Raw genomic sequence first — 17,793 nt, 5'->3', positions numbered from 1 at the left:
CTCCTTCAGGCTAGTTCGCGACCGCGGGTTTCCGGCAGACCGAACAGCGCGATCACCGCGATCAGATAGCCGAGCGCGCCGAACATCATGGCCCCCGTCAGGCCCAGCGTGGTGGATGCCAAAAAGCCGACAGCAGTGGGAAATATCGCGCCGACCGCGCGGCCGAAGTTGTAGGTGAAGCCCTGCCCGGTGCCGCGCGAGGCGGTCGGGTACAGCTCGGAGAGGAACGAGCCGAAGCTGGAGAAGATGGCCGAGGTGCAGAAGCCGAGCGGGAAGCCGAGGAACAGCACCAAGGTGTTCGCCCCCTCCGGAACCTGGATATAGCCGACCATGAAGATCATCGACAACACGGCGAACAGTTGGATGGTGCGTTTGCGGCCGAGCCGGTCGGCGAGGATGCCACCGGTGACGTAGCCGAGGAACGCGCCGCCGATCAGCAGGAACAGATAACCGCCGGTGCCAACGACATTCAGGTGCCTGCTCTTCTTCAGGAAGGTGGGCAGCCAGGTGGCGAGGGTGTAGTAGCCGCCTTGGACGCCGGTGGCCAGCAGCGAGGCGAACAGCGTCGTCCGGATCAGGTCTCCCCGGAAGATCGTCAGGAACGATCCGGCCCGCTTGCCCGCCGACTCGCGTCGCTGGGTGACCGTCTCGGAATCGGTCAGATTGCGGCGGACCCAGACGATGAGCAGAGCGGGCAGCGCACCGGTCCAGAACAGCACCCGCCAGGCCAGGTCCTCGCTGACGAATTGGAAGACCAACGTGTAGACCAGCACCGCCAAGCCCCAGCCGACCGCCCAGGAGCTCTGCACATAGGCGACCGCCCGGCCCCGGTACTTGGTCTGGGCGTATTCGGCGACCAGAATCGCGCCCGCGGCCCACTCGCCGCCGAAGCCGAGACCTTGTAATGCCCGGAATACCAACAGGGTTTCGAAGTTCGGCGCGAAGCCGCACAGCACGGTGAACAGCGTGTAGGTGGCGACGGTGAGCTGGAGGGTGCGGACCCGACCGATCTTGTCGGCGAGCACACCGGCCAGCGCGCCGCCGAGCGCGGAAACCAGCAGCGTGACCGTCGTCAGCAGTCCGGCCTGGCCGGAGCTGATCATGAAGTACGACGAGATGGCGCCGAGCGCCAGGGGCAGAACCTGGAAATCGAAGGAATCCAAGCCGAATCCGCCGAACGCGCCGATGAAGGCGCGCTTGCCTTTGGCGCTCATCGTGCGGAACCAGTCGAAGGGCTGCGACGTCTCGGCCGGTTCTGCCGGTATGTCCGTGGAAAGGCTCATGGCTGCCTCGCAATGCTCGAGCTCGGTAGAGCGACGTACGTCACAGTAGAGTACGGATCGTAGAACGATTCTGCAATCCTCGAGTGGGATCGTCGGCTGGCAGTTCGATCGGTGGTCTATGCTCGAATGGCGAAGCCACTGGTCCGCGGAGGTTTGGATGACGACACCGGTAGATCGGCCCGATCCCGTCTACGCGGCACTGTCCGAACACAAAGGCCTGCTCGCCCGCTCCAGCCGCAGCTCGCAAACCGCCGACATCGTGCGCGCGAGCATCCTGGACGGATCGTTGCGCCCCGGCACCCGGCTGTCCGAGCCGGATATCTGTGCGGCACTGGGCGTTTCCCGCAACACCCTCCGGGAAGCGTTCCGCTCGCTGATCGAGGAACGCCTGGTGACGCACGAACTCAACCGCGGCGCGTTCGTCCGCATCCCCAGTTCGGAGGACGTCGGGGAGCTCTACCAGTGCCGCCGGATCGTCGAGTGCGCGGCCGTCCACGGCTTCGACCGGGCGACCCAGGACCCGGCCGAACTCGCCGCCGCCCTCGCGCGGGCCGATGCCTGTGCCGCGAAACAGGATTGGACCGGCGTCGGCACCGCCGACATCGACTTCCACAAGGCGATCGCCGCCCTCAACCGCAGCAGGCGCCTGGACCAGATGATGTCGAGCGTATGGAACGAGCTGCGCCTCGTCTTCCATGTGATGGCCGACCCGCTCACGTTCCACGAGCCCTATCTGGCTCGCAACCACGAGATCTACGAGGCACTGATCGCCGGACGGTGCGCCGAGGCCGAGCAGATGCTCGCCGACTACCTCACCGACGCGGAATCCCATATCGGCGCGGCATACGTCAGCGTCGTCGCCTAAACCTCTCACCCATCGAGTGGGTCGGCGCCGGGCTGGACCGGGCTGACACGCGGAGAAAATCTACAGTGGCGACTGTAGACATTCGCGCACAGCTGTTATAAAGTTCATCTCGTCAGTAGAGAAGAAAGTCGCATGGGCCGGGTAGGGGACGAACTTCCCGGAATGAGATGAAGTGACTGAAGGACCCTCCCCTCCGGACGGCTGAAGACAGCGCCACCGGAGGGGAGGGAGACAGACCAGGAAAGGCAGGGAGCGGTGCCCGATTCCGAAGCGCTCTCGGCATTCGGAAATCGCAGTGTTGTTCGATATCGCAGCAGTAGTGGATATCGCAGCGCGTACCGGCATCGCGGCTCCATGAACAGGAGGTGGTCGACAGTCCTGAAGATGCGATCCCCACAGACCCACCTGCAGCATGGGATGTGGGACGACGAAGCCGGTCGCTCTGACCGACATGTGGAATAAAGCCCCCTCACGGCCCCGGCGCTAGCGCCGGGGCCCGATTCTTGTTTCCCAGATAGGTGTTCATGGAACAGACCCATGCCGACCCGGCCACCGCCAACCCCGGTGACAAGCTAGATGACGACGACTACCCCGCCTACAGCATGGGCAGTGCCGCCGATGCGCTCGGCGTCACCCAAGCCTTCCTCCGCGCCCTCGACGCCGCCGAACTGCTGACACCCCAACGCTCCGACGGCGGCCACCGCCGCTACTCCCGCTACCAACTGCGCATCGCCGCCAGAGTCAGAGAACTGGTCGATCAGGGCACCGCACTCGACGCCGCGTGCCGCATCGTCATCCTCGAGGACCAACTCGCCGAGGCCGAGCGCATCAACTCGGAACTGCGCCGAGCTCACGGACGGCAACCCACCGGTGAGGGCCCCGAGATCACCGGCTGACCAGGTAGTCTGCAGCCTCGGCGCCCCGGTCGTATGATCAACTCGGTTACCGCTCTACCCCTATCGACAGCAGCGTAATTGCCACGCCGACATGCGGGTTCGGTTCGTATTGCCAGGCCTGTCGACGGCCGGGAGTTCGAACATCGGGTGGCGCTCCTGCCTCCGGAACGGCTTGTCGCGCAGGTCGTTCAAGGACTCCGAGGAGCATCATGCGTACTGAAGGCGACACCTGGGACATCGTGAGCAGCGTCGGAATGACCGCACTGCAGGTCGCGGCCGCACGCGCGGTCGCGACGCAAGAGCCGGATGCCCTGGTCCGGGACGAATTTGCCGCCCTTTTCGTGGCGGCGGCGGGCGATCCCGACACCAATCTGCTGGTGACCGATCCGACCCGGTGGGCGGACAATCCGCTCACCAGCTTCATCGGACTGCGTAGCAAATTCTTCGACGATTTATTCCTGACCGCGGCCGCGGCGGGAGTGACGCAGGCGGTGATCCTCGCGGCCGGGTTGGACGCCCGCGCCTACCGCCTGGACTGGCCGCAAGGCTCGATCGTGTACGAGATCGACCAGCCCAAGGTGCTGGAGTTCAAACGGCAGGTGCTCGACGAAGCCGGCGCCACCCCCAAGGCGGACCGCCGCGCCGTGGCCGTCGACCTGCGCGACGACTGGCCCGCCGCGCTCATCGAGGCAGGCTTCGACCCGACCCTGCCCACGGTGTGGTCGGCCGAGGGTCTGCTCCCCTATCTGCCGGGCCCCGCGCAGGACGCGCTGTTCGCCCGGATAGATCAACTTTCGGCCCCCGGCAGCAGACTGGCCGCCGAGACCCCGGACAACAGCGTCGATGTCCAGCAGATCATCGACCGCCAGGCGGAACAGTTACAGGGCACGCCCTTGGGCAAGATCGACCTCGCCGCGCTGTTGTATACCGACGAACGCGCGGACCCAGCGGAATGGCTGACCGCGCAGGGCTGGACCACGACCAGCCTGCCATCGATGGAACTGACCGAGCGCTATGACCGGCCACTCACGGCGACCGCCGAACCCTTCGCGCAAATGTTCAACACCATGAGCTACCTGACCGCCGTCAAACCATCCTGAGCCGCTCGGCCAAGGCGGCTGCGCCCGGTCCGGTCAGTAACGGCGCAGCCGCGGGACGGCCCGTCGCCAGCAGAAGCAACGCGCCCGCGGTCCCCTCGACGAGCAGGCCATCGCCGGCGGACCACTCGATGTCGGTCGCGGTAAGGCAATAGCCTGCCAGCCGCTCCTCGATGTGAAACCGACTACCCGTCGCCCACACCCGGTCCAGCGCCGATCGTGCTGCCTCGGCAGGCATTTCGCGGACGACGCCGAGCGGGATCGCGATGTCTTGCCCGTGCACGAGCACGTCCATCAATCGGTCCGCGGGCACCGTGCCGACCGGAGTGAACCGGGAGGCCGCGCCCGCGCGCAGATCCGCGAGCAGCTGATGGGTGGTGACCCGGTCGGCGTGGCGAATGGCCGCGTCCCGCAGGGCACCGTGCACGTTGCCGCGGGCGCGGATCAGGTTGACCAGGATCCAGCCGAGGTTCGCCCGCGTGCACTGCACCACGTGCGCGACGACATCACGGATCCGCCAGTCCGCGCAGAGGGACTGCCGGTCCCAGTCGGACTCGGTGAGCTCGGCGAGCAAGTCGGCCAGGCTCGTTCGCTCGGTGGCGACCGCGCGCCAGATCTGTTCGGTCGTCATGGATTCGGTGTGGTTCACAGGGAGACCTCTCTCGCTCGAGTTCCACTACGGTAGGAACTCCACCCGAGTGGAGGTTCAAGTTCCTGTGACCGAGGACACACATCCCGCTGTCGTGAGTATCGGGGAGCTGTCGCGCCGGACCGGTGTGCCCGTCCGGACAATCCGGTTCTATTGCGACAGCGGGATTCTGGATGCTCGGCGGACCAGCGGCGGTCATCGGAGTTTCGACTCCCCCGCCGCGGTCGACCGGCTGCTGCTCGTGCGCAGGCTGCGCGCCCTGGGTTTAGCGCTGCCCGCGATCATGCGCGTTCTCGACGGGTCCGCATCCATCGGCGCGGTTGCCGCCGCCGAACGCGCCGCGCTCGATACCGAACTCGACACGCTCCGGTGGCGTCGGGCGGCACTGTTCGCTCTCGAGACCGCACCGCCCACCGAGCGCGCCGACCGGCTGGAACTGCTTGCGTCAGTGCATGACCGGAGCGCGATCATCGACACCATCGTCGCTTTCTGGCGGCCGATACTCACCCCACTGCCGCGGCCGGAGTTCGATTCGTTTATCGACATGCACGTGCCGCCGTTACCGAGCGAACCCGGGTCAGGTCAGATCGTCGCCTATGCCGAGCTCACCAGCCTCGCCGCCGATCCTCGCGTCAAAAAGGCGATGGCACAACAGATCTGGCGATCGGACCGCGATCAGGTCGGTGACCGACGACAATTCGTGACCGCACTCGCCGAGGCGTGCGAGGCAGCGGCACCGCTCGTCGCCGCCCGCGAAAAGCCGCGTCCGGGCGCCGAACTCGACCGCTTCGTGCATGCCCACGCCGCAGCTCGGCACCAGCGGGACACGCCGGGGTTCCGCCGCGAACTACTGACCGGCGCAACAGACACCGATCCCCGCCTACGGCACTACTGGCGCCTGACCGCCGAAATCACCGGCACCGAGGAAACAGTGGGCGCGATGCACTACTGGCTGCTCGACGCACTGCGGCAAACAGTCTAGACCGCGGTGGCGCTACCGGTCGCGGCTCGCCGCGGGAGTGGACGTCTTGCGGCTGGTGCGGGCGCGTCGCCGTGCCGCCTGGAGTTCGGCGAGTTCCTGTTCCAGGATTTCGGCGATGCGGAACTGGCCGGTGTCGTGGATTTCCGGAGTCGGGATGACCGGGGCTTCCGCCTTTTCCTCGGTCACGGCCGGTCGCTTGACGGCAGCGGTCGGCGCGGATGCGGTCTGCCGTTCCGCCGACGGCACGGTGAGCTTGTCGGCGGGTGCCGGGGCGGCGGGCTTGCTGGTCTTCGCGGGTGCGGCTGGCTCAGCAGCGACCTTGGTCGAGGTGACCTTGGTGGCCGCCTCGGTGACGGGCTTTGCCGGTGCGCTGGCGGTGCTCGCCGAAACAGGCTTCTTCCCGTCGACATCGGCAGGCGTGCTGCGCTTTTCGGCGTTCGCGGGAGCGCCGGACTTGGTCTTCGCCACAATCGGCGCGCTCTTCGCGACGGTGGCCGTGACGGGCTCATCGGCGGGCACCGGTGTCGCGGCCTTGCGCTCGGAAGTGCTGGGCGCAGTGTCTTTTTCGGTCTTTACCAAGGGCCCCGCCTCGGCCTTGACATCGGCGGCACCGTTCACCGAGCTCACCGTCGCCGCGGCCTTCGGCGGCGCCACCGGCGCGGCGGAACGGAAAGCGGACCGAACCCGAGGACTTTCGGACGCGGCGTCCTCGTCTTCGGGCAGCACCACCGCCGGTTCGATCTCGGGGTCCACCACGGGCTCGTTGGTCGGTCCCGCGTCCAATTCCGCGAGCGGGTCCGGTTCGGCCTCGACGGTCAGTTCGGCAATCGAACTGGACGCCATCACCTCGGCGGCCGAGCGGCGCAGCCGATAGCTGGCGATCGCGGGCAGCGTGCGGCGAATCTGCTCGGCCGGATCGGGCAGGTCGCGGACCTGCTCGGTGGCGCGGTGAATGGCGAGGCCGTAGCGCGCGCTGGCGGCGTCGTGGATGAGCAGCGCGACACCGATCATCACCGGCGCGACGGCATGCACGGCGGCGTCGTACCAATGCTCGGCCCGCAGATACGGGTAGGTGTTGAGGGTGACGGTCAGCGAAAGCAGCGCGACCTCGGCGGCGACCACCTGCTTGCGGTTGTCGACGACACCCCATTCGGCAACCTTGTTCGTGCCGATCATGATGATGATCAGGCAGACGCTGATCATCCCCTCCAGCAGGTAGCTGAACCAGTACAGCGGATCACTCGGCCCACCGGGCGCGATGTTGTGCTGAACATTGACCGCGGACCACAGCATGCCCGCGCCGACGACACCGGCCAGCGCGCGCAGCGACCAGGCCCGGTGCCGATATAGCGAGGCCAATTTGGCATGCGGGCTCGACTCACGGCGCTGAGCGGCAATTGCCTTGCGTGCCACCAGTAGATCTCGCATGTCGGCCTTCTCGATCGCTTCGGTGGTCTGCCTGGCGCGGTCGGCCGCCGCAGCGGCGGCTTGGGCCTCTTTCCAGCGCTGACCACGGTCTTGCCCGCGAATCTTCTCGGCGAGCTCACGTTCGGCTAGCAGCTCGTCCTCGGAGAGCGCTTCGGTCAACGCGGGATCGAATTGGTATGCCAGCCGGCCGCGGGCCTTCTCGACCCGCCTAGCCAGCTGTGTGACCTCGTCCTCAATGGGATGCTGGATGGTCATTTCGGCTCCAGGAGGAGATTCGATGGCAGACAAGTGATCACGCGTGGGAAGGCTACATCGCATTCCCCATCGACGCACCGTTGCCAGCGAAAAGTGTCGATTTGCCGGGTGAATGCGGCGCGTTGCGGCATGTCCACAAGCAGGTCTTCGAACAGGCCGCACGGTCTGTCGCGGCGAGGTAGCGGAAACACGAAATCAGGAACGTTATGCCTTCACTATCACGGGCCTGTCGCGCTCTGCACGATGAAACTCACTGTGGTCGTGGCGCTCCCGCCGATGTTGAGGGTGCCGAATCGATGTGCCCCCGGCACTTGGTAGGCTCCCGCTTGCCCAGTGACCTGTTTGTAGGCGTCGAGCACCATGCGTACGCCGGTCGCGCCAACGGGATGGCCACCGCCGATCAGTCCGCCGCCGGGATTGAGCGGCAGGCGGCCGTCACGCGCAATGTCACCGCCTTCCACCGCCTTCCAGCTTTCGCCGGGTCCGGTGATGCCGAGGTGGTCGATTGTCATGTACTCGGACATGGAGAAGCAGTCGTGCACCTCAACGCCGTCCACCGCGTCGATATCGGGCAGCCCGGCCCGGCCCAGCGCGTCCAGCATCGTCTGTCGCACGTGCGGAAACACATACGGTTCATCGGCGGAGGCGCGCAGCTTCTGCGCCAACGGCAGGCCCGCGGTGCGATGACCCCAGCCGGTGATCACCGCCCGTGTATCGGGTCGTAAGTCGGTGCGCCGCGCCAAGAATCGGTCGGATGCGACAATCAGGGCGGCGGCACCGTCGGTCATCTGACTGCAATCCTGGCGGCGCAGCCGACCGACCACCGGCGGGTTCGCGGTGTCGTCGGCACCGAAGCTGTCCGGGCCATATGTCCAATTTCTGGTCTGCGCAAGCGGGTTGGTGCGCGCATTGGTGATGTTCAGCTCGCTGATCGCGCGCAGGTGCGCGTCGTCGAGGCCGTAGCGCCGGTCGTATTCGTCGGCGACCGCGGCGAACATGCTGGGCCACACGAACTTCGTGTCCACCGCCTCGTGACCGACCCAGGCGGCGGCACCGAGGTATTCCGCGGCCACCGCACCGGGCACGGTCTTCTCCAACTCCGCGCCGATCACCAGCGCGCAGTCGTAGCGGCCGGATTCCAGGTCGGCCATCGCGGCGAGCAGCGCGGTACTGCCGGAGGCGCAGGCAGCTTCGTGCCTGCCCGCCGGGACACCCGACAGCGCGGGCACGACCGTGGCGGGCATGCCGCCGAGCTGCGCCTGGCCGGTGAACAACTGGCCGAACGCGTTTCCGAGGTGGATCACGCCGATCTCGTCCGGAGCGATACCGGTGGCCGCGAGGGTCTGCGCGACTACCACCTCGATGAGGGCGTCGAAGCCCTTGCCGTCTCGGTGCCAGTTGACGGCGAAATCGGTCTGGCTGCCGCCGAGTAGGTGAATGGTGGTGGGGGACATCAGCACTCCTGCATGTCGTCGGTGTCGGTTCGTCAGATCTCGTCGGTGCGCAATGTCGCCCGCAATTCGCGGCGCAACAGCTTGCCGACCGGATTACGGGGCAGCGTCTCGACGATCTCCAGCCGCTCCGGCAATTTGAAGGACGCCACCTCGCGAGCGCGCAGATGCTCGATCAGGTCCGCCAATGTCACTGCCTGGCCGGGTGCGGGAACCACGAAGGCACAACACTTTTCGCCGAGCACCGGATCCGGGTAGCCGACCACCGCCACGTCGGCGACGCCGGGGTGATCGGCAAGCAGCCCCTCGATCTCGGCCGGGGCGATGTTCATGCCGCCGCGGATGATGATCTCTTTGATCCGGTCGACGAAACGCAGATACCGGCCATCCACGCCACACAGCTCGAAAACGTCTCCACTGCACAGGAAACCCTCCTCGTCGAACGGTTCGGACGTCGCGGTTCCCGGCAGATAGCCGCCGAACACCGCGGGCCCCGCCAGCCGCAGTTCGCCGGTCCCGCCGACCTCGGTCACCGTCACACCGGTGCCGACATCGACGAGCTTGACCCTGGTGCTCTCGGCCAGGCGGGTGGACCAGCGGACGCCCGGCGCGCCATATCGCGGCAGGTATTGCGCGCGGATGACCGGATCGGGGAAATCTATTGGCGCCCCGAGCAGGCACACGCCCTCGTTGGAGCCGAAGAAGTTGAGCACCTCGATGCCGAGCTCTTCCTGCCAGCCACGAACCACGCTCGGCGGCAGCGGCGCACCACCGGAACCGACGCGCCGGAGCGAGGACAGCTCCACCGAAGCGCGCAATGCCTCGTTGTGCAGCAGCATCGTCAGCAGCGCGGGCGGCATGCTGGTGTGCGTCACCCGGTGGCGCGCGATCTGAGCGAGGAACACGGGGAGATCCAGCGGCTGGTGTTGCACGAGATGCCCGCCGACGAGCAGCCACGGCAGGAACGACGCCGCGAAGCCTGCCATGTTCACCATCGGAAATGGGTTGAGCAGCACCGACTCCGGGGTGATGTGCAGGCCGTCCTGCACGCCCCACCCCATCGCCACCCAGTCCCCGTGACACCGCGGAATTCCCTTGGGTGCGGCCTCTGTCCCGCTGGTCCAGCAGATGGTGACGCGGTCGTTCACCGAAACGGTCAGTCCTCGAACGTAGGTCCGCAGCCGCTCCCGGTCGGCGGCGGATACCGAGTCGTCCAGCGGGACAGCGTCATCCGGCACTCCAGGACCGAAAGCGAACACGGTGCCTTCGTTGCCCGCCACGGCCAGCGCTTCGCGGGCGAGTTCACGTCCCGACAGCTCGCCAGTGGTGACGATCGCTGTCGCCTCGGCGGCGGTGACGATGCCGGACAGCTCATGCCTGCGGTAGGAGGCGGGCATGGGCGTCGCGACCGCGCCGAGTCGCCACAGCGCGAAGTAGGTGGCGGTCAACGCGATCGAATTCGGTAGCAGGATTGCGACGGTATCGCCTTGGCGGATCCCGTTGCGGTACAGGGCTGCCGCGAGGCCGCCGCTGTACTCGTCGAGCTCACGCCAGGACATGGTCTGGGGTTCGGCTCGGGTCAACGCGGCAAGGTTGGCGGGGTCCGAGATGGCGGGCGCGTCCGGCGCGGCGTCGACTCGGCGCTGGAAGAGCTCCGTCAGTGTGTCGGGTTGCCACCAACCGCGCTCGAGGTACTCGCGCACTTTCTCGGCAGGATGACAAACGTACACAGACGCCCGCTCTTCAGAAGGGGAAACACCTGCGGGGGTCGGGGACTCGGGCATACGCGTTCCTTCAGTTCAAGCGCCGCAGCACCACCGCAGACCCGAGCCCGAGGGCCGCGGGAATGGTGACCAGCGCGTGTTCGCCGCCCGTGCGCTCGAGTGCGTCGAGCGCTTGGACGATCAGGTTGCCGCCGGTCGCCCCGAGGGGGTGGCCGACCGCGAGGGCGCCGCCGGACGGGTTGACCAGCTCCGGATCGATGCCGAGCTGCCTGGCGAGCAGAATCGGTGTGACAGCGAAGGATTCGTTGGCTTCCACCACGTCGAGGTCGGCGGCGGCGAGGCCCGCGCGGTCGAGTGCCAGCCGCGCCGCGGCGGCCGGGGCGGTGAGCAGCGGCGAGCGGACCGCGGCCTGTGCGGTGCCGACGATCCTGGCGATCGGCTGCCGTCCGAGCACCCCCTGCGCACGGCGGCCGCCGACGACCACGGCAGCGGCGCCGTCGGCGAGCTGCGGCGCGGTCGCGATCGTGTGCAGCCCGTCCGCCGGGCGCGGTGCGCCGGGCAGGCGGCGGGCCACCCGTTGCCATGCGGGATCGTCGCCGAACAGGGCGGGCAGCGCGGCGAAGGCGGCGCTGCTCGCGTCCGCGCGGGCGCCCTCATCGGCGTCGAGCAGCACCGTGCCGCCCTTGCGGAACGGCACCACGGACGCCGAAGTCGGTGCGGCGGTGGCCTTCTGGTGGGAGCGCACGGCGTAGGCGTCGAGTTCGGCACGGGTGATGCCGGACGACGCCGCGGTGAGATCGGCGGATACGCCGATCGTGACGAACCCGGTGCGTTCGCCGAGATCGGCGTCGGTGGCGATGGCGGGCCGGTCCGAGAGCATCGGCACCCGGGACATCGACTCCACCCCGCCCGCCACGATCACGTCCGCGTAGCCCGCGGCGACTCTGGCGGCGGCGCTCTCGACCGCGTCGAGGCCGGAACAGCACAACCGGGACACCACGCCACCGGGGACCCGGTCCGGCCAGCCCGCCCACAGCGCCGCCGCGCGGGCAAGGTTCCCGCCCTGCTCCCCCACCGTGGTGCTGATGCCGACGAGGATGTCGTCGATGGAATCCGCACTGATCGAATGGCTTTCGAGGGCGAGGAGCAGTTGCCCGAACAACTCGTAGGGTGCGATCTCGGCGAGGGTGCCCCCAGCCTTGCGGACCCGGGCGCGGGGCAGCCGGATCGCGTCGTAGATGTAGGCGTCAGGCATGGTCGAGCCGCGCGAGGGTATCGAGTGTGTGGTGGCCCGCCGGGTCCTCGGCCGAAGTGGCGGGCACGACGACGATTTCGTCGGTACCCGCCCGGCGATACGCGTCCAGTCGGCGGGCCAGTGCCGCTTCGTCGCCGAACATGCCTACGGCCGCAGGTAATTCGTCGGGCACCGCAACCAGGACTTCGCGCGGATGTGCGCCGCTGCGCGCCAGCCGCACCACCTCGCCGAATCCCGCCTCCTCGAACATGGCGTCGTAGCCGGGTGCGCGCAGGTATCCCACGGCGCCGCGGCGAACACTGGCGAGCAGGTCGGCTGTCGGGTCGGCGGCGGCAGTGACCCAGACCGCGATCGCGGGAGTCGGACGGTTCGCCCGATCGGCCGCCTCGCGCACCAATGTGGCGCACCGCGAAACCTGTTCTGGGGTAACCAAGTTCAGCACCACACGATCAGCGGTCCGGGCGGCCGCGGCCAAGGCGCGGGCACCGAAGGCGGCGACGGTGATCGATGAGTGCGGCGGCGCCAGCCGGAGGCGGTAGCCGGCGGTGCGCTCCACCGCACCTTCGAATTCGACCTTCTCGCCCGCGAGCAGGCCGCGCAGGATGCGGGCCGACTCCGCCAGATGCACTGCGGTGCTGCGCCTTTCCCGACCGTGCCAGCCGCTCACCACGACGGTGCTCGAGCTGCCGATGGCGACATCGACGGACCGGCCGGTGAGCGCGGCCACACTCGCGACCCCCATGGCGATGGTGGCCGGAGTGCGAACATCGACGGCCAGTGGCCCTACGCACAACGGAATTCGCCCCGGGGCCAGGCCGATCGCGGTGGCCACGGCGAAGGCGTCGAACGTCGCCATCTCCCCGACCCACAGCCGGTGATAGCCGAGCTTCTCGGCCGCTTCGGCGACAGCGAGGGCATCCAACGGATCCCGGTCCTGCCAATAGGGCAGGCTGACGCTCAGCAGGTGATCTGTCGTACCCATCTGCGCAGGGGCGCTCACTCGACCGGCTCTGCGGCCGCGCGCATCCGGTCTCCGCTGACCCAGGTGGCGTGGAAACCGAGCGGCACGCGGACCGGCAGGCCGAGCCGGCAGACGGGTCCTGCGGCCAGGTCGGCGGCGTCGTAGATCCAGACCTCGGACAGTTGGGTGTGGCTGTTGAACGCGAACATGGTCAGCCAGGCGTCGTCCTCGTCGCGCGGATCCGGCCGTGGCACTACGGTGAGTTCGCTACCGAAGAATCCGTCGCCGAACGGCTGGGTCTGCTTGGCGCCGGTGTGCAGGTCGTACTTGATCACCGCGTCGAAGAGCATGGTGCTGTCCACCGACAGCCGCATCTGATACGACCAGCGGCCGCGCTGTCCGGTTGTGCCCTGATCGATGGCCGGGAACTCGGTATTGACGTCATCCATGGCCTCTTCGATGGTGGCGCCGGTCCGCATATTGAAGCGGTACCTGTGCAGTGTCGCCTCGGGACGGAGGTAGGCGAGCAATTGCGCAAGCGGGTTGGTGCGGTCCGACACCGGGCTCGGCTTCGACACCCGGCAGACCACCATGACGATCTCGTCGCCGTCCTCCCAGGAATTGACCGTGTGATAGATGTAGCCGGGCGCGGCCTCGAACCAGCGCGCCTGCGCGCCGTCGCCGAGCCGGGGCAACACCGCGAAACGGCTCGGCAGCGTGCGGTCGAAGAACAGCTTGAACCGGCCCGCCGCAGCGGCTTTCGGGTCGTTGTACAGCGGCAGATCCATCAGGATGGAGTAGTTCTCGGTGATCGCCATGTCGTGTGGCAACCGCGGACCGGGCAACTCGAGCCCCGTGTAATGGGTGACCTTGCCGGACGGGTCGGCGACGCCGTAGCGCAGGTACGGCGCATGGATGCCGTAGTCGAAGAAGATGAATTCCTCGGTGCGCTCATCGACTTTGGCATGTGCGGAGACCTCACCGGGCAGTGTGCCGCCGAAGGTGTCGACACCGCGGGTCTCCAGGCTGATCGGGTCCAGCGCATACGGTTTGCCCGCGCGATACCACAGTGCCAGCAGGTTGCCATGGTGGAAGACGACGTCGGTGTTGGCGGAGTTGCGTTCCCGGCGATCGCCCGGCGGGTTGTCGTCCCACGGCTCGATCACACCGCGCCACAACGCCGTTCCGGCGGCGCGCTCGGCCGCGAACTCGGTGGTACGAATGAAGCGGTTGCGGTAAGTGGCCTTGCCGTTCTCGAAATGCACCGCGTGCAGCATGCCGTCACCGTCGAACCAGTGGTAGCGACCGATCGGCGCGAATTGCGGGTTCGGGCCGTTGCGCACATAGACGCCATCGAGATCGGCGGGCAGTTCGCCGTGTAGCACGGCGAGGTCGGTCGCGGTGACCTCCGCGGCGGTGGGGGCGTACGGGCCCGCCAGATACGGGTTGGTCAGCGCTTGCGCGGCCGGTGCGATGAGTTCTTCCTTGAGCGTCACGTCTTACCACCTCCACTACAGTTAATGAAGTGATACGCGTCTCAGCCAGAAGTGTCAAGGATGCCTGGTGGGACGCCTCAGGCGAGGCGGTCGAGTACGGCCCGCGACACCGGTTCGAACCGGACATCGGTGCGCTCGAGCCGGGCATCGCAGCCACGACAACGCAACGCGGGCACCAGCACCGCACCACATTCGCGATGCCGGATGCGCAGGCCCGGTTCGGGCGCTCCTGGATGCGCCAGCTCCGACCAGGCGAGTAGGAAAGCGAATATCGCGAACAGCGCCCGCCCGCGCGGCGTCAACCGGTATTCGCGGCCGGATCCAGTACCGGACCGGCGCAGGATCTCGGCGTCGCAGAGGCGGGACAGTCGCTCGGTCAGGGTGGTCGGTGACATGTCCATGGCCGCGCGGAACGCGCTGAACCGCCGCACACCGGCCAGCGCGAGACCCGTCACGGTGGCGCTCCAGCGGTCCCCGATCGCGGCCATCACCTCATCGAACTGCATATCGGTATGCGCGGAAACGGCGGCACGGGCGCGGCGCCGGCCACTGGACGTGAAGCGCCACAACGCATCGTCGCCGAGGTCGACCTCGGTATCGCGGGCAGTCACCGTGCGGCCGCAGCCGCGGCACATCAGCACCGGCGGTCCCCGATGTCCGCACGCGCCGTGCACCAGGTCCGGATGCAGCGCGCCCTCGGCGGTCCACGCACGCTGCCAGCCCCACACGGAAACCAGGATTTCCCAGGTCGCCAGGCCCAGCTCGGTCAGCAGGTAGTCGAAGCGGTCCGGCGATCCCGGCTGCGGCGTCCGGACCAGCACGCCCGCGTCGACCAGGGCGGCGAGGCGCGCGGTGAGCACGGCGGGCGGAGCGCCGGTGCGTTCGATCCACTGGTTGAACCGGCGGGTGCGGTTCACGAAAGCGTGCCGAAGGATGGTCAGCGTCAGGCGGTCGCCGAGCAGGTCGAAAGTGGCCGCGACGGGGTGCGTGGCGGGTTGCCCGGTGCCGGTCGACTCAGTTGCCATTCGCTCGCACCCCTCCAGCTCTTCGGTCATCTAGTAGCACTTCATTAACTGTAGTGGAACCTGCCCGACTGATACCCCGTCGATCGACACGGTATTTCCTCGCCATCCCACCCTCCTGACCGGGTTGAACCTTGTACCGTCGGGGACCAGATAGCTGACCCTGGACGCGGTGCGATGTGGGTGCGTGCTGCGGACTCGTCATAGACCCGATTACTGCCGAGGAGTCCACATCATGTCCGAAGAGCGCGGCACATTGATCCGCACCGACGTTCCACATTCGGCCCGCATCTGGAATTACTGGATGGGCGGCAAGGACTATTACGAGATCGACCAGATCGTCGGCGACAAAAGTTTGGAGATCTATCCCGACATTCGGACGATGGCTGTGCAGTCGCGGCAGTTCCTGATCCGCACCGTGGGTTTCGTTGCCCACCAAGGCATCAAACAGTTCCTCGATATCGGCACCGGCTTGCCGACAATGCAGAACACGCACCAGGTCGCTCAGGAAATCACACCGGACGCCAAGGTCGTCTACGTCGACAACGACCCGCTCGTGCTCACCCACGCTCGTGCGCTGCTGACCAGCACCACCCGCGAGGGCGTCACGACCTACGTCGATTCCGATATCCACCGGCCGGAGCAGATCATCGCCGACGCCGAGAACATCTTGAACTTCGATCTGCCGGTCGGCGTCATGTTCATGGGCGTGCTCGGCCATGCCGATTCGTTCGAAGAGTCCCAGCGCATCGTGCGCACGGTGCTGGACGCGGTGCCGTCCGGCAGCTACCTCACCCTGTGGGACACCTCGGATGAGAACAAGGCATTCGTGAAACTCTGTGAGGAGTACGCGAAGACCGGCGCCGTGCCTTACAACCCGCGCCCGGCCACGCAGATCAAGGCGGCGTTCGAGGGCCTGGAAATGGTCGAGCCCGGCTTCGTGGAGATCACCGAGTGGCGCGCCGACATCTTTGTTGGCGCGACCACGTCGGTGTACTCATACGGCGCCGTCGCACGCAAACCATGACCTGCTGATCCTCGTCGTGCGGTCGCCGGAGGCGCCTGACAGACTCGCGCGGTGACCAATTCTCGTAATGCGGATGCGAACCAGCTTGCCGCTGATTCGCTGGCGCAAGGTGATCCGACCGGCTGGTTCGAGCGGTTGTACGTGGCGGCGGCCGACGGCGCGGCGGTGGTGCCGTGGGATGCCGCCGAGCCGAATCCATTGCTGGTCGATTGGCTGGAGCGGCATGAACGGGTGGGCGGCGGGATGCGGGCGATGGTGGTCGGCTGCGGGTTGGGGCGCGATGCCGAGCATCTTGCCGGGCTCGGCTTCGACACGACCGCGTTCGATATCGCCGAGACCGCGATAAAGGTTGCGCGAGAACGTTTTCCGTCGTCCAGCGTGAATTACGTGGTGGCCGATCTGCTCGATCCGCCCGCCGCGTGGCTCGGCGCGTTCGACCTGGTCGTGGAGTCGATCACCGTGCAGGCACTGCCGGTGTCGTTGCGCGCCGACGCGACCGCGAACGTCGCGCGGCTGGTGGCCCCCGGTGGCGATCTGCTGGTCATCGCCGGTATCCGCGCGGACGGCGAGCAGATCGACGGCCCGCCGTGGCCACTCACCCGAGCCGAGATCGACGCGTTCGCCCGCGACGGTCTCCAGCCGATCCGCGTCGAGCAGGTAGCCCCCGCCGGACAGCCCGGCTATCCGCGGTGGCGGGCGGTGTTCCAGCGGAGTTGACGTCTCCGGCGGCAAGATGGTGGGGTGACCGATAACGGCGATGGCCGGGCAACGGGCCTGGTCTGGTACGCGGCGTACGGGTCGAACATGCACCTCAGCCGGCTGCGGTGCTACCTCGCGGGCGGCACACCCGAGGGTGGCGCGCGTGCGGTGCCCGGCTGCCGCGATCCGGCCGAGCCCGCGCGCTCGGTGCCGATCATGCTGCCGGGCGTGCTGTATTTCGCCACCGAATCGCTGGTGTGGACCGGCGGGCGGGCGTTCTATGATCCGGACGGGCCCGGCCGGACCGCCGCCCGCGCCTATCTCCTCACCACGGCGCAGTTCTCCGATATCGCCGCCCAGGAGATGTACCGACTGCCCGGCACTGACCTGGATCTGACCGAAGCGATCACCCGCGGCCGCGCGCCGCTCGGGCCGGGTCGATACGAAACGCTCTCGTGCGCTGGGACATTCGACGGCCACCCGATCATCACCTGCACCGCGCCATGGCAGCACACCGACCTTCCGGGTAACTCACCGTCGGCCACCTATCTACGCCACCTGGCCGCCGGTCTGATCGAATCGCACGGCTGGACCGTCGAAGTCACCGCCACCTACCTGGCGACCCGCCCAGGCGCCGATCTCGGCTGGACCCCGGACACCCTCACCGCCCTGCTCACCGGCTGACGCGATCGCCCCTGCCGGG

The 17,793-nt window shown here is 67.6% G+C and carries 16 protein-coding genes; 7 read left to right on the top strand and 9 right to left on the bottom strand.

Going from position 1 to position 17,793, the window contains the following annotated elements; translation table 11 throughout:
- Positions 1-5: 5 nt before the first annotated feature.
- The gene (locus KV110_RS13415) at positions 6-1,283 is read right to left on the bottom strand and encodes an MFS transporter (protein WP_218476357.1); all 1,278 of its coding nucleotides are present in this window, start codon (positions 1,281-1,283) and stop codon (positions 6-8) included.
- A gap of 157 nt (positions 1,284-1,440) precedes the next feature.
- Here KV110_RS13415 and KV110_RS13410 point away from each other — a divergent pair, with 157 nt between their 5' ends.
- The 3 genes from KV110_RS13410 (at position 1,441) to KV110_RS13400 (ending at position 4,144) form a co-directional block, all read left to right on the top strand.
- On the top strand, positions 1,441-2,148 hold the full coding sequence (locus tag KV110_RS13410; RefSeq protein WP_218476355.1) for a GntR family transcriptional regulator: 708 nt from the start codon (positions 1,441-1,443) through the stop codon (positions 2,146-2,148).
- A 524-nt stretch (positions 2,149-2,672) separates the two neighbouring features.
- The gene (locus KV110_RS13405) at positions 2,673-3,044 is read left to right on the top strand and encodes a helix-turn-helix domain-containing protein (RefSeq protein WP_393540692.1); all 372 of its coding nucleotides are present in this window, start codon (positions 2,673-2,675) and stop codon (positions 3,042-3,044) included.
- A 209-nt stretch (positions 3,045-3,253) separates the two neighbouring features.
- Positions 3,254-4,144, top strand: coding sequence for a class I SAM-dependent methyltransferase (locus KV110_RS13400; protein ID WP_218476353.1), 891 nt, complete (start codon positions 3,254-3,256; stop codon positions 4,142-4,144).
- Here the strand turns inward: KV110_RS13400 and KV110_RS13395 are convergent.
- On the bottom strand, positions 4,131-4,772 hold the full coding sequence (locus tag KV110_RS13395) for a maleylpyruvate isomerase family mycothiol-dependent enzyme (RefSeq protein ID WP_218476351.1): 642 nt from the start codon (positions 4,770-4,772) through the stop codon (positions 4,131-4,133). The two genes, KV110_RS13400 and KV110_RS13395, sit on opposite strands and share 14 nt — an antisense overlap.
- Before the next feature lie 85 nt (positions 4,773-4,857).
- On the opposite strand from KV110_RS13395, the gene KV110_RS13390 reads away from it, so the two are divergent.
- Positions 4,858-5,772: a MerR family transcriptional regulator gene (locus tag KV110_RS13390; RefSeq protein ID WP_218476349.1), complete on the top strand. Its 915-nt coding sequence runs from the start codon at positions 4,858-4,860 to the stop codon at positions 5,770-5,772.
- A gap of 12 nt (positions 5,773-5,784) precedes the next feature.
- Here the strand turns inward: KV110_RS13390 and KV110_RS13385 are convergent, their stop codons facing one another.
- From KV110_RS13385 to KV110_RS13355, 7 genes are all read right to left on the bottom strand, one after another.
- The gene (locus KV110_RS13385; protein ID WP_218476347.1) at positions 5,785-7,455 is read right to left on the bottom strand and encodes a hypothetical protein; all 1,671 of its coding nucleotides are present in this window, start codon (positions 7,453-7,455) and stop codon (positions 5,785-5,787) included.
- Between the two features lie 218 nt (positions 7,456-7,673).
- On the bottom strand, positions 7,674-8,909 hold the full coding sequence (locus KV110_RS13380; RefSeq protein WP_218476345.1) for an acetyl-CoA acetyltransferase: 1,236 nt from the start codon (positions 8,907-8,909) through the stop codon (positions 7,674-7,676).
- A 32-nt stretch (positions 8,910-8,941) separates the two neighbouring features.
- Positions 8,942-10,609, bottom strand: a complete 1,668-nt coding sequence (locus tag KV110_RS13375; protein WP_246634504.1) for a class I adenylate-forming enzyme family protein — start codon at positions 10,607-10,609, stop codon at positions 8,942-8,944.
- Between the two features lie 91 nt (positions 10,610-10,700).
- A complete protein-coding gene (locus tag KV110_RS13370) occupies positions 10,701-11,885 on the bottom strand; it encodes a thiolase family protein (protein WP_218476342.1) in 1,185 nt (394 codons plus the stop codon).
- Positions 11,878-12,867: an LLM class F420-dependent oxidoreductase gene (locus KV110_RS13365; protein WP_218476340.1), complete on the bottom strand. Its 990-nt coding sequence runs from the start codon at positions 12,865-12,867 to the stop codon at positions 11,878-11,880. The genes KV110_RS13370 and KV110_RS13365 overlap by 8 nt, the downstream gene beginning before the upstream one ends.
- Positions 12,868-12,881: 14 nt before the next feature.
- Positions 12,882-14,342 (bottom strand): carotenoid oxygenase family protein, encoded by a 1,461-nt coding sequence (locus KV110_RS13360; protein ID WP_218476337.1) that lies wholly within the window; start codon positions 14,340-14,342, stop codon positions 12,882-12,884.
- A gap of 77 nt (positions 14,343-14,419) precedes the next feature.
- Positions 14,420-15,367: a winged helix-turn-helix transcriptional regulator gene (locus KV110_RS13355; RefSeq protein ID WP_218476334.1), complete on the bottom strand. Its 948-nt coding sequence runs from the start codon at positions 15,365-15,367 to the stop codon at positions 14,420-14,422.
- Positions 15,368-15,599: 232 nt separating this feature from the next.
- Here KV110_RS13355 and KV110_RS13350 point away from each other — a divergent pair, with 232 nt between their 5' ends.
- From KV110_RS13350 to KV110_RS13340, 3 genes are read left to right on the top strand one after another with little or no spacing between them, the layout of a single operon-like run.
- A complete protein-coding gene (locus tag KV110_RS13350) occupies positions 15,600-16,391 on the top strand; it encodes an SAM-dependent methyltransferase (protein ID WP_218476332.1) in 792 nt (263 codons plus the stop codon).
- 51 nt (positions 16,392-16,442) lie between these two features.
- Positions 16,443-17,108 (top strand): class I SAM-dependent methyltransferase, encoded by a 666-nt coding sequence (locus tag KV110_RS13345; protein ID WP_218476331.1) that lies wholly within the window; start codon positions 16,443-16,445, stop codon positions 17,106-17,108.
- Positions 17,109-17,132: 24 nt separating this feature from the next.
- Positions 17,133-17,774 carry a histone deacetylase gene (locus tag KV110_RS13340; RefSeq protein ID WP_246634503.1) on the top strand — a complete coding sequence of 214 codons (642 nt, stop codon included), beginning with the start codon at positions 17,133-17,135 and terminating at the stop codon, positions 17,772-17,774.
- Positions 17,775-17,793: the final 19 nt, after the last annotated feature.

Origin of the sequence: Nocardia iowensis, from assembly GCF_019222765.1 — a bacterium.
GTDB classification, from domain to species: Bacteria; Actinomycetota; Actinomycetes; order Mycobacteriales; family Mycobacteriaceae; genus Nocardia; species Nocardia iowensis.
The sequence above is the reverse complement of the archived record's forward strand: the minus strand, read 5'-3'. Positions and strand labels throughout refer to the sequence as shown.

Bases quoted from the DNA above. Each gene is read 5' to 3' on its own strand.
- KV110_RS13415 (WP_218476357.1), bottom strand. From the start codon at position 1,283: ATGAGCCTTTCCACGGACATACCGGCAGAACCGGCCGAGACGTCGCAG.
- KV110_RS13410 (WP_218476355.1), top strand. From the start codon at position 1,441: ATGACGACACCGGTAGATCGGCCCGATCCCGTCTACGCGGCACTGTCC.
- KV110_RS13405 (WP_393540692.1), top strand. From the start codon at position 2,673: ATGGAACAGACCCATGCCGACCCGGCCACCGCCAACCCCGGTGACAAG.
- KV110_RS13400 (WP_218476353.1), top strand. From the start codon at position 3,254: ATGCGTACTGAAGGCGACACCTGGGACATCGTGAGCAGCGTCGGAATG.
- KV110_RS13395 (WP_218476351.1), bottom strand. From the start codon at position 4,772: ATGACGACCGAACAGATCTGGCGCGCGGTCGCCACCGAGCGAACGAGC.
- KV110_RS13385 (WP_218476347.1), bottom strand. From the start codon at position 7,455: ATGACCATCCAGCATCCCATTGAGGACGAGGTCACACAGCTGGCTAGG.
- KV110_RS13380 (WP_218476345.1), bottom strand. From the start codon at position 8,909: ATGTCCCCCACCACCATTCACCTACTCGGCGGCAGCCAGACCGATTTC.
- KV110_RS13370 (WP_218476342.1), bottom strand. From the start codon at position 11,885: ATGCCTGACGCCTACATCTACGACGCGATCCGGCTGCCCCGCGCCCGG.
- KV110_RS13365 (WP_218476340.1), bottom strand. From the start codon at position 12,867: ATGGGTACGACAGATCACCTGCTGAGCGTCAGCCTGCCCTATTGGCAG.
- KV110_RS13355 (WP_218476334.1), bottom strand. From the start codon at position 15,367: ATGGCAACTGAGTCGACCGGCACCGGGCAACCCGCCACGCACCCCGTC.
- KV110_RS13350 (WP_218476332.1), top strand. From the start codon at position 15,600: ATGTCCGAAGAGCGCGGCACATTGATCCGCACCGACGTTCCACATTCG.